Below are 1,051 nucleotides of genomic sequence, written 5' to 3'. Positions count from 1 at the left end.
TACTGAAACAGTCCAATTTAACGGTTCTTTCAATTTCCACCCCGTTTCTTGTAGCGACAGGCAAAGCGCAATTAACCGTGAAAAAAGGAACCTATCTAACTTTGCCACGAACTCATGATATTTTGGTTGTAAGTTATACGGTAGATGCCAGAATAAGCATGCCGTCTCTTTCTGCGGGCAAGGATTATTATCTTTATTTGGTACCGGAGGGAGATTCTCATAAAATTGTTGTATCAGAAAACTCTACGTATCCAAACGGTTACAGCGTCAATAATTCGCGCAAGATAGGAGGGTTTCATACGCTTTGTGCGGATGTTGGTACGATTTCTGGTCACCCCTTGTCTGGTTATAGGGCAGGGGATATTTTACCCAATTCAGTTTGGTGTTTAAATCACCGCCCTTATAGTTCACCAGAGGGAATGGTCTACGACCCCTCTACAGATCTTTGGGTTGATATTTATCTTCAATCAGGGACGGGTGAAAATACGAAATCAATGTATCGTACCAATATAACAACAAACCGTAATTATACCGAACATGTAACAGATATGGCGCGTGTTAAAAAATCTTTACTGAGTGATGAAGCGTTTGCTTCTGCTATGTATGGAAGCAATGAAAAGACACATATTGTTGGCAAGAAAGAACCAACCTCTAAGGTTTCAGGTGGATATAAGGATACGGCGAATCGTCGAATGATCTCGCATATCGGTTGTGAGGATGGTTGCGGTTATGTTTGGCAATTTTTATCGGGCACGTTTCCTATACCCATAAGCCGTACGCAAAATACGTTTGAAATGAGAGCATTGTTAGGGGGTGGTAGCTGGAGTAATACAACGGATAATGGGCGTTTTACTCGAGCCGCCATGATCGTCAATGGTGGAAATGAACAAGTTGCGGCGCGTGGATGTAGCCATACGCGTCATTTTGTTTAGGAGGGAGAGATGATAGAATATCCAGAACATTTAAATAGCAAAGAAGATTATCTGAACATGCTTTCTTTTGACAAAGTTGAAACAGTAAGAAGGCTAGAGATGCTTTTGACAACGCGTTT

1 pseudogene is annotated in these 1,051 nt (G+C 41.6%); it reads left to right on the top strand.

Going from position 1 to position 1,051, the window contains the following annotated elements:
* A pseudogene (locus tag ACFINH_RS09965) lies at window positions 1–932 on the top strand (hypothetical protein); the annotation flags it as partial.
* Window positions 933–1,051 lie beyond the last annotated feature (119 nt).

This window comes from Bartonella sp. AA74HLJMH (assembly GCF_042197045.1).
Classification (GTDB): Bacteria; Pseudomonadota; Alphaproteobacteria; order Rhizobiales; family Rhizobiaceae; genus Bartonella.
The sequence above is the reverse complement of the archived record's forward strand: the minus strand, read 5'-3'. Positions and strand labels throughout refer to the sequence as shown.